This window comes from Alkalinema pantanalense CENA528 (assembly GCF_050753345.1).
GTDB classification, from domain to species: domain Bacteria; phylum Cyanobacteriota; class Cyanobacteriia; order Leptolyngbyales; family Leptolyngbyaceae; genus Alkalinema; species Alkalinema pantanalense.
Genome location: NZ_JBLZFX010000083.1, coordinates 16737 through 27297 on the forward strand (window position 1 = coordinate 16737; position 10561 = coordinate 27297).

Here is a 10561-nt window from a genome sequence, read left to right on the forward strand (position 1 = left end):
ACAGCCAAGCTGCAAAGGCTACTGCATGCCTGCCTAGATTGTCCTACACTAGAGGGTCGATCTACTCTGATAATTCCTTTGACAATCCTTTGATACTCCTTCCTAAACAGTGACTGAGCGGAGACTATGAGCCACACATTTCGAGAGCTATTACGCAAAATTGGTAGTGGGCCTCACACCGGAGAAAACCTAACCCGCTCAGAAGCTGAAGCCGCCACGCGGATGATGCTATTGCAGGAAGCCACCCCAGCTCAAATTGGGGCATTTATGATTGCCCATCGGATTAAGCGCCCCACTGGAGAAGAGTTAGCGGGGATGCTGGATGCCTACGATGGCTTAAGCGATCGCCTGCAACCCATCACGGCCAAATATCCAGTACTCGTAATGTGTTCCCCCTATGATGGTCGATCGCGAACCGCCCCTTTTTCCGTTTTGACTGCATTAGTACTAGCCTCCGCAGAAGTTCCTGTTGTGTTGCATGGGGGCGATCGCATGCCCACCAAAGAAGGGGTACCCCTCGTAGAACTCTGGGCTAGCCTTGGAGTAGACTGGCGATCGTGCTCTATGGGGCAAGTCCAACAACTGCTCGAAACCACCGGGATCGGCTTCTTCTATCTCCCCAAGCATTTCCCCCTAGCAGCAGACTTAGTCCCCTATCGGGATCAAATCGGCAAACGTCCGCCTTTCTCAACACTGGAACTGATGTGGTCTCCTTATGTTGGCGAACAGCAACTGATCTGTGGTTTTGTTCATCCACCGACGGAAAATATGTTTCGCGCTGCCTTCGAATTACGGGGAACTCCGGACTTTACAACGGTCAAAGGGTTGGAAGGAAGCTGTGATCTCCCCCGCGATCGTACCGCCATCATTGGACTCAACCAGGCTTCAGGCTTCGATCGGTTGCATCTCTCCCCCCGAGACTACGGATTCGCCGCTAAAGAAGTTGCCTTAGCCACCACCGATCGTTGGTCAGAGTTGGCAAAAATGACCTTGCAAGGAAATACGACAGAACTGACCGATGCCCTGATTTGGAACAGTGGATTTTACCTCTGGCGAATGGGTGTAGCATTGGATCTTTCAACGGGGTTGGAGCTAGCCAGCCACCTACTGACTCAAGGTAAAGTTGCCCAAGTTTGGCAGACCCTACAAATTTCAGTGGGAACGGCGTAGCAAACGCACAGTCGAATCCTCTCCCCATTGATTTCCGCAGCATTTTGCAGCATGCCCCCTGATGATGGGACTACCTAAGAGTGGGACTACCTGAGAGGACGAAAATGGATCCTGAAAACCATTTCTTTCTGACCTGTACTGTTCCAGTCGAGCAAGATCAACCAGCGGCTACCGAAGAGGGGGTTCGTTCCGATACTTCTCGTTCCCGTAGCCCATAGTCCGCCCCAGAAACCACGGAAACAACCAACCCTTCTCGGGCTAGACAGCTATTGGGAGCCACCGCTTTGACTTGGGCTTCAATGCGATCGAGAAATTCATCATCGTGATCAGGATCATGGTGAAACATTACCGGATATCTCACCTTGGCAGCCTGGGACAGTTGTAGTGCCTCTTGCCAAGTGGAATGCCCCCACCCTTTTTTAGACGTTTTAGGGTCGTGATATTCCTCGTCGGTATAGCAAGCATCGTAGACCAACACGTCGGCATTGCGACAGAGATGCAGCAAATTCTCATCCAGATGATCAGAGTAATGCTCGGTATCTGTTGCGTAAACTGCACTGTAGCCCCGCCACGTTACCCGATATCCCATGGCCGTATTGGGATGATTCAGGGCTCCCATCTCAACGATGACCCCATCTCCCAAATCGATCACTTGGCCCGCTTGCACATCATGGAAGTGCATTTCAGACTGCATGATTTGCATGGGTACTGGGAAATTAGGGTGCAGCATCTGATCGCTCAGCCGTTGCTTCATCGTTGCACCATTGGGCGCAATCCCACCATAGATATGGAAACGGTTGCCTGGAATAAAGGCAGGGCGGAAGAAAGGAAATCCTTGAATATGATCCCAATGGGAGTGACTAAAGAACATGTGAGCTTCGATCTGCCCTTGACTCAGCAGGTGCTGGCCCAGTACCCGAAGACCTGTTCCTCCATCAAAAATGAGACGTTTGCCACCCACACGCATTTCAACGCAGGAGGTATTCCCCCCATAACGCACTGTGGAAAGACCTGGTGTGGCAATACTGCCGCGCACACCCCAAAACTGAACTACAAATTCCGAAGAGTGAACCATGTCTCGACTTACACCTGCTTCAAGCGCTGTGAACCAATCTGGATGGGTGGGAGATACCATTGCGGAAGAGACATACCACCATCACTCAATGATGGCAGGGGGATGACCCTTCAGTCCCTAGTTAGCTAATTCAGCTAAAATATTCGGGTAAGAAGCGATCGTTCCTCGCCTTTCTGCAATAGCACCTTTCTTTATACCAAGTACCTCATCACAACACAGAGTGCGATCTCCTTTAGGAGGGCTGAATGATGAAGCCCGAAATCAAAGGGATTTCACCTCCGTTATCCCCTATGCTACCCAGACTGTTTCTTGGAATAGCAACCCTACAAAAAATTCAGAGTAGACGCGGAGAAAGATTTCATAGTCCTTTATACAGAACAGGTTCCAGCTTTCGGGAAAAACACGGAGTTCTTTTCTACTTCTATTTCCAAAGGTATATGTCATTGCAAAGTTTCTGGAGAAGAAACTTTAGTGTATGTCCCGAAACTCTAAACAAGATTGTGAAGGACTGTAGCCGCTGCAAGCCAATCAGTCAGCAAAATAACCCACTCATCTAACCAGCTTTCTAAGGATAGGGGCCCTTTTAGCTTCAAAAATCAGGCCAATAAAAAAGCTTAGGGTGATCACCTAAGCTTTTTCCTGAGACTTTATTTTAAGGTTGCACCCTAGAGGAGCGTGAATGATTTGGAAGACTCAATAAAGTGAGAAAGATCACTTACAAATCAGCCAATTCTGTTAGGAATATCTAATTCAATTGGGAATGACAACTCCCTTGCCCATTGCAACTAAGCAACTCAGTGACGACTCGTAACTCAGGGAATTGCAACCCAGGGAATTGCAACCTATGACAATCCCTTAGCTAGCAGCTTGAATGCATTGCTCCACAAGCGGCATGACTGAGTCAACATCTTTCCAGCCCAAAATTTCGACGGACTTCTTCTCCAGGTTTTTATAGGTTTGGAAAAATTCGGCAATTTCGTCCAAACGGTGTTGGGGAATGTCTTTGATGGACTTCACATTTGTGTAACGGGGATCCTTGTCTGGAACACAGAGGATCTTCTCGTCCCGATCACCCCCGTCAATCATTTCCAGCATCCCAATCGGGCGAGCCGCAATCACGCAGCCGGGGAAGGTGGGTTGATCCATGATGACCATGCCATCCAGCGGATCGCCATCATCCGCCAAGGTATTGGGGACAAACCCATAGTCGTAGGGGTACATCACCGAGGCATAGAGTACGCGATCGAGGGCGAAAGCGTTCATATCCTTGTCAAACTCGTACTTGTTCTTGCTGCCTGCGGGAATTTCAATCAGAACGTTGATGAGTCCAGCTTTGGGCTGTGCAGGGATGCGAGATAGATCTACCACGGCGGTTCTCCAAGCAATTTGTTACCGAAATTGATTGTAGGGGAAGACTGGATCTATCTACTACTTCACATTCAAGTCTAATTCCTGAATATTGGGGATTATTTTCCATGGTGCATCTCAGTTCAACGATTGCGGGGGCAATGACCCTAGGCGCAATCTCTTTGCCGTTTGTGTCCAATGGCAGCCCCCATTCCGCTGTGGGGATGGATTATCGTCCGATCGAAAAGTTTTTAGAGGCCCAGCAGTGGGAAGCCGCAGCGGCTGAAACTCAGAATCTGATTTTTGCGGCATCGCTCCGGAGCGAATACCGAACGGTGGGCGATGACTTGCTGACCCAGGACGCTGTCAATTACTTTCCCTGCCAAGACCTAGCGACAATTAATTCGCTATGGAATAAATATAGTCAGGGTCGATTTAGCTTCAGTATCCAAAATCGTATTCGTCAACAAGTTACAGGCCCATTATCTTTGGGCTCAACAACAACGGCGCAGTCAGTATTGGTATCTCCTGCTTCCCCATCTGCTATCCAGAAGATTGATATGCAGTCGTGGCAAGCCTTCAGTCAGCAAGTTGGCTGGCAGAGCGTTCAGGAACGAACCAAAGGCTTAGAACCTACGAAACCGATTCAACGGGCTACGGATGTCCCGGAAGGTGCTTTTCCCTTGCCCGTCAAGTCTACAGGAGACTTTGGCGATCGAGCAGTGACCGAGAATGCGAATGCATTGTTCGGATCTGCATTTTTAAATCGTGTGCAACAGTGTGGTCTCTAGAATTATCTCCATTGCAAAAGATGATCCTAGTAAGCAATCCTAATCGGGATCGATCCCGATTAGGATTTCAATTCCCATGGGATTCTAGAGAATAATCCGGTTACCTCTCGAGATCGGTTGAGGCTGCCTAAAGGCTAGATTGAGTCTTTAGGCAGCTTCTGGCTGATCTTCTGTTACCCTACCTTACCCTTTGAGTCAGTATCTGGGGCTAGTGTTCATTCCAACCTAGGCCGATCGCACTTTGGCCGATCGAGGTTTGCCGACGACGGGCAGAGACTTGTCGCTCTGGGTCAATGCCCTCAAAGGTGGGGGGCAACCAGACCCGAACAATGAGCAACACCGCCATTACAATCAGGAACGCGCAGGTCGAGAGCATTTGCTGCCAATGGATTTCCAGCACGCCATGTACTAAGACTTCCCGCAAGGCAGAGACGATCGCGACCTCGACTGCAACACCAATGGAAATACGCTGTTCTTGCAGGTAGATAATTAAGAGTCGAAAGATTTCAACCAGAATCAAAAGAAATAAAATATCGGCTGCCACTTCATGGAAATGCAGCGGAGGCAACAGTGAGATAAACATATCTCTCAACTGAATCACCATCACAATAAACAAGCCAATGCACAGGGATACAACAATCATATCCTGCACTGTTTCTAGCGCGCGTACAATGCGAGTCCGGCTAATTTGAGTCATCAGTGTTTGTAATGCTTCCTGCATAGATGGCTCCTAGCGAAGTGTTCTTTTATTGAAGCGGCTTTTCCGGGGATTCTTCAAGCGGTTTTTGATTAGAGAATGTCATAGGTGCAATCAGCCCCCTTCGTCTATCTGCCTTGAGTTTTAAGAAAACACTGATTTACTACGGGTTTTCAGGGAGAATATAGAGGAACTCTACAAGGAACCGTGCGAAATGCCAATTGTTCATACCCTCTGGGAACTGGAAACGGGAGAAGGCATCACCCTGCACAATATTACGCAGCCCTTGCAAGACTTTATTGCGACCACTCAGATTCAGAATGGCCATGCGATCGTGTTTTCCCGCCACACCACGACGGCCTTAGCAATTAACGAAGATGAGGAACGGTTGCTTGAAGATATCCAAGTTTTTCTCAACAAACTGGCTCCTTCTACAGATAGCTACCTCCACAATGATTTGCATTTACGGCCCAATATTCCCCCGGATGAGCCTAGGAATGCCCACTCCCATCTGATGGCGATGGTGCTGAGTACGAGCGAGATGATTCCGATCGTGGATGGCAAGTTAGCCCTAGGCACCTATCAATCGGTGCTGTTACTGGATTTGGATGGGCCTCGTAAACGGACTGTGTTGTTTCAAGTCAATGGAGCCTAGGGGAGTATTCTTTCTGTGATCGAGAATTGATGCAGTCGGGATGCAGTGATTCGGTTGCATTTTGCAACGAGTGCTATAGTTTTTTAGATCAATTTCGCCGATCGAAGCAACCCTGCATACAATGTGAGCAAACTCCTCGTGAGCAAACTCCTCGCTTCTCACCTGACTCAAGGAAATCAAGGGCTATGGCATTTAATGCAACGGTATTGGGGCTAGTACAAATTCGGCGCGGCTCCTATGGTGATCCAGTGGTGGCATGGCAGAAGTTTTTGCAGGCGAATGCATTACCTGTAGGGACTGCGGATGGCGACTTTGGTCGCGCGACAGAAACTGCAACCCGTACCTACCAGACCACCAATAAGTTACCGCTCACTGGCGTGGTGGAGGCGGCCACCTATCAAGTCGCTTTGAGGCAAGGATTCATTTTCTACGTTGCAAATCTAACGGCTTCTCGCCTGTTGCAAGCCCTCAATTATGGCATTGACGAAGTCATTGATCTCCAGAAAACCCTGAATGATACGGCTGGACTGAAACCCGCACTGAAACTGGATGGCGACTTTGGGGCCAACAGTACAAGGGCATTAGTTCAAGCATACAAACAACTGGACACAACGTTTCGGGCAACCCTGGCACAAAAACTCTCAGATAAGACCAAGAAAAAACTGGGCACAGACTTGGAACCAGGTTTAGATATCCTGACAGAATTTAGTCGTCGCCTGCGCCAGCGGTTGAGCGGCCCCGAATGGGTGAAGTTTCGACCTGCCAGTGTATCGATCGATGATTTGGCCTCACCCTTTCGGCAGCGGGTACAAGCGTTTAATAATGCGCTAAAGGCAGCGGGAGCCACGATCGAAATCAACAATACCTTACGTCCGCCGGAACGAGTGCATTTGATGCATTATTCCTACAAGGTATTCGCCAAAACCCTTGACCCACGGGATGTACCAATGTTTCCAGGCATTGAAATTGATTGGATGCATTACACAATCGATTTGGCGGTAAAAGCTGCTGAGGCGATGGTCAGAACCTATGATATTGCCTATCCTCCAGCATTACGATCGAATCACACAATAGGTTACGCGATCGATTGGTATGTCGAATGGAAGGATACACTAAAAATTCAAGATGCCAACGGTAAAGTAATCACGATCGGCAAGCCTACCAATTCCTTCGATAATCGACAATTGTGGGATGTGGGTGCGACCTATGGCCTGTACAAGTTACCCTCCGATGCCCCCCACTGGTCAATCGATGGTTATTAATGGCCTTTTTCCCAAACATTAACTTACTCTAATAACCAAGCAAACAGAGTTGCGATCGTTAACTGGGAATCTTGAGCGAAGCTGGGAACAGGTAACCGGTCATCCATGGTGTCATGTTCTTGCCTGCTCTGGCTCATACACAAAAACATATTGCTCCGCAGGGTCAAATAAATAATATGCTTTCTCAGCATTAAGTTATTAAACTTTAAGATATAGCGATATGGTGGCAGACGATGCAACGGAAAACTTTGGCGTTAGTTGGGATTGGATATTTAGCATCTCTGGGGTTGGTGGGTTACGCTGCGCCACCGCGATCGTCCAATCTATCATCCCCCTCAGGGCAACCGCTGGAACGGCTCACCGCCCAACCACAACCCCTGCAAATTGCCCTGACCGTTGGCTATCTCGATGAACTGAAGGGCGACAAAACCTGCGATGGCACTGGCGGCCTGATGACCTACGCCGAAACGCAAAATTACAAAATCTACATCTGCGCCGATCGTAAAGATCCTACCCAACCCCGGTATTACCGTAGCCGCGATCGGCAGGGCAAAGGCAGCCTGAACCTAGAAGCGAAGGACTACGATCCGCGTTTATTAAGAGGCTTTGAATTTAGTCACAAAGGCTATGTCTACACATTGCCCTATCCGACAGTCCAAGCGCCCAATCCCCGTTTGACGATTACCTTCCCTAGCGGAAAATTCACCCAAGAAAAAGTCACCCGCTATTTAGCCAAAATTCGCTTTAACCGTTCCAAAACGCAGCCTTAAAAGCCACTCTAATACCAAATTGATTCATTAATGCTACAGATCCGATCCCCCTAGCCCCCCTTAAAAAGGGGGGAATTCAGTCAAATTCTTTCAAAGTCCCCCTTTTTAAGGGGGATTTAGGGGGATCGTTATGTGTTGTAATCACCAGTTGATTTGGTATAAAAACACGTGAGTTCGATGAATTCGTGGTGCGGCTCAATCGTCGGGGCTGCTGCGCAGCGAAGATCGGGGAACTTCTCCCCGCCCCCCTGCTTTGTCAGGGGACTCTACTCCCCCGACACCCCCCGAAAGTGAGTTCTCCGTACCAGTACAGGAGATTTGTGCGGGACAGTTTTGATTGTCGAACTCACGTTAAAAATTATTCTCAACGCTCACCGAAACGCTAATCTAAACGCGAAAAAAGGTAGGTTGTTCACGGAAAATCTTGGTCGTGAATCGCAACCTACCTAATTATGAATGAACTGTCATTAAACCGATCGCGTCGATCGATTGCGCGTCAGGACTAACCTAATCCCATATCGGTGACAGCGCCCAAGTGGCTAGACGACACCAACTTGGCATACTTCGCCAAAACGCCCTTGGTGTAACGAGGCGCGCGGGGTTGCCAATTCGCTTTGCGCTGCGCCAGCACATCCTCCGGCACATTCAATTGCAGTAACCGCTGGTGCGCATCGATCGTAATCGAATCGCCCTCTTCCACTAAGCCGATCGGGCCACCCACAAAAGCTTCTGGTGCAACGTGACCGACCACCATCCCGTAGGTACCGCCGGAGAAACGACCATCGGTAATCAGGCCGACGGAATCGCCCAGCCCAGCCCCGATAATCGCCGAGGTGGGAGCCAACATTTCCCGCATCCCAGGGCCACCCTTGGGGCCTTCGTAGCGGATGACGATCACATCGCCTGCGTTAATTTTGCCTGCGAGAATAGCATCTAAACATTCTTCCTCGGATTCAAAGACCCGTGCAGGCCCGGTGATGATGGGATTCTTGACGCCGCTGATTTTTGCCACGGAGCCTTCCGGTGCTAGGTTGCCTTTGAGGATGGCCAAGTGCCCTTGCTTGTACATCGGGTTATCCCAAGGCCGAATTACCGGATGGCCGGAGATCGGTTCGTGGGGGGTGGGTTCGTCGGGGATATCCTTCAGCCGTTCGGCGATCGTGTCACCCGTAATCGTCATGCAGTCGCCGTGGAGTAGCCCATGGTTCAACAGCATTTTCATCACCTGGGGAATGCCACCGGCTTTGTGCAAATCAGTGGCAACATAACGACCGGAGGGCTTCAGGTCGCACAGTACCGGAACGCGCTGACGAATGGTTTCAAAGTCATCGATCGTTAACGGCACGCCAGCGGTATGGGCGATCGCCAAAAAGTGCAGCACGGCGTTGGTGGAACCGCCCACAGCCATGATCACGGAGATAGCATTTTCGATCGATTCGCGGGTAATGATGTCGCGGGGGCAGAGGTTGTTCTTAATCGCTTCCACCAACACTTTGCCCGCTGCTTCGGTGTTCACCGCTTTTTCGGGATCTTCCGCTGCCATGGTGGAGGAATACATCAGGCTCATGCCCATGGCTTCAAAGGCGGAGGACATGGTATTTGCAGTATACATCCCCCCGCAGGACCCCGCACCGGGGCAGGCGTTACGTTCCACGGCGGTTAAACGCACTTCATCAATGCGTCCGGCGCTGTACTGACCTACCGCTTCAAAGGCGCTGACGACGGTGAGGTCTTCGTTTTCCAAGTGACCGGGCTTAATTGTGCCGCCGTAGACAAACACGGCGGGAATGTTCATCCGGGCCATGGCGATCATGGCTCCGGGCATATTTTTATCACAGCCGCCGATCGCTAGGATGCCGTCCATGCTTTGGGCATTACAAGCGGTTTCGATCGAATCTGCAATCACATCGCGGGAGACGAGGGAATATTTCATCCCTTCGGTGCCCATGGAGATCCCATCGCTCACAGTAATGGTTCCGAAGATTTGCGGCATGCCACCCGCTGCCCGAATCCCAGCCTCGGCCTTAGCCGCCAGGGGCGCGATCCCCATGTTGCAAGGGGTAATGGTGCTGTGGGCACTAGCAACCCCGACGATCGGTTTTTTGAAGTCTCCGTCTTGGAAGCCAACGGCCCGGAGCATGGCGCGGTTGGGCGATCGCTGCACCCCTTCGGTAATGGCACTACTTCTGAGCTTGTCTGACATGGTTCTCTCCCCCCAGTGGCGGCAAAGTGTTGTAAAAACTACAGTCTGTTATTGTAAGACTTCTACTGGTGCCCTCAGGCATTTTCCCTGGAGTTCTTTGGGTTGTTACAGTCAGGGAAAGCGCATTGATGGCAGGACAGTTCAGATTCAACGGCCTGAATGCATACCACGATAATTAAGTTGGGCGTTAGAGTTGGGAGGTCTTCCTATGGGTTGTAATTTAAAATTACGAGTTTGGTGTAAAAGCAATCAACTGCCCGGTCAAAGGCTCTTGGACTTAGTCAACCACCTCGGGGAAAGTCCTCTCTTTGGACGGATCTTTCGTGTCGAGGTTAAGAAAAGTCCACACTATTTCAAAGGTGACTATATAACCTTTGAGCAATTAGATGAAAAAGGATTACCCAGGAATGAAATCACCCGCATTGTTGAGCAATATATTAACCAGCCTGTGACTTTTGAAGCTTGGTGGGAAACCAGGGTAAGCGCATCTCAAACGCTATTGACAACTAGGGGTGGAGTCTTTACCCGAGTCGGGCAACGCAGCGGCTAAGACTTGGAGCATAAACGTGTCATCCATTGCGGCTCGCTTCG

Annotated in this window: 9 protein-coding genes; 5 read left to right on the top strand and 4 right to left on the bottom strand. The window is 50.0% G+C overall.

Features of this window, described 5'->3' with window-relative positions; translation table 11 throughout:
• Positions 1–126 precede the first annotated feature (126 nt).
• The gene (locus tag ACN4EG_RS20975; protein ID WP_431632143.1) at positions 127–1170 is read left to right on the top strand and encodes an anthranilate phosphoribosyltransferase family protein; all 1044 of its coding nucleotides are present in this window, start codon (positions 127–129) and stop codon (positions 1168–1170) included.
• A 157-nt stretch (positions 1171–1327) separates the two neighbouring features.
• Here the strand turns inward: ACN4EG_RS20975 and ACN4EG_RS20980 are convergent, their stop codons facing one another.
• Together ACN4EG_RS20980 and ACN4EG_RS20985 are read right to left on the bottom strand one after the other, a co-directional pair.
• On the bottom strand, positions 1328–2305 hold the full coding sequence (locus tag ACN4EG_RS20980) for an MBL fold metallo-hydrolase (RefSeq protein ID WP_431632144.1): 978 nt from the start codon (positions 2303–2305) through the stop codon (positions 1328–1330).
• A gap of 795 nt (positions 2306–3100) precedes the next feature.
• Positions 3101–3613 carry an inorganic diphosphatase gene (locus tag ACN4EG_RS20985; protein WP_431632145.1) on the bottom strand — a complete coding sequence of 171 codons (513 nt, stop codon included), beginning with the start codon at positions 3611–3613 and terminating at the stop codon, positions 3101–3103.
• 107 nt (positions 3614–3720) lie between these two features.
• Here ACN4EG_RS20985 and ACN4EG_RS20990 point away from each other — a divergent pair, with 107 nt between their 5' ends.
• Positions 3721–4383 (top strand): GUN4 domain-containing protein, encoded by a 663-nt coding sequence (locus tag ACN4EG_RS20990; RefSeq protein WP_431632146.1) that lies wholly within the window; start codon positions 3721–3723, stop codon positions 4381–4383.
• A gap of 208 nt (positions 4384–4591) precedes the next feature.
• On the opposite strand, the gene ACN4EG_RS20995 is transcribed toward ACN4EG_RS20990, so the two are convergent.
• Entirely contained in the window at positions 4592–5104 is a 513-nt protein-coding gene (locus tag ACN4EG_RS20995) for a phosphate-starvation-inducible PsiE family protein (protein WP_431632147.1), read from the bottom strand.
• Between the two features lie 190 nt (positions 5105–5294).
• Here ACN4EG_RS20995 and ACN4EG_RS21000 point away from each other — a divergent pair, with 190 nt between their 5' ends.
• From ACN4EG_RS21000 to ACN4EG_RS21010, 3 genes are all read left to right on the top strand, one after another.
• Positions 5295–5735 carry a secondary thiamine-phosphate synthase enzyme YjbQ gene (locus tag ACN4EG_RS21000; RefSeq protein WP_431632148.1) on the top strand — a complete coding sequence of 147 codons (441 nt, stop codon included), beginning with the start codon at positions 5295–5297 and terminating at the stop codon, positions 5733–5735.
• Positions 5736–5920: 185 nt separating this feature from the next.
• On the top strand, positions 5921–6997 hold the full coding sequence (locus ACN4EG_RS21005; protein ID WP_431632149.1) for a peptidoglycan-binding domain-containing protein: 1077 nt from the start codon (positions 5921–5923) through the stop codon (positions 6995–6997).
• Positions 6998–7230: 233 nt separating this feature from the next.
• A complete protein-coding gene (locus ACN4EG_RS21010; RefSeq protein WP_431632150.1) occupies positions 7231–7767 on the top strand; it encodes a hypothetical protein in 537 nt (178 codons plus the stop codon).
• A gap of 502 nt (positions 7768–8269) precedes the next feature.
• Here the strand turns inward: ACN4EG_RS21010 and ilvD are convergent.
• Positions 8270–9970, bottom strand: coding sequence for a dihydroxy-acid dehydratase (gene ilvD / locus ACN4EG_RS21015; RefSeq protein ID WP_431632151.1), 1701 nt, complete (start codon positions 9968–9970; stop codon positions 8270–8272).
• Between the last annotated feature and the right edge of the window lie 591 nt (positions 9971–10561).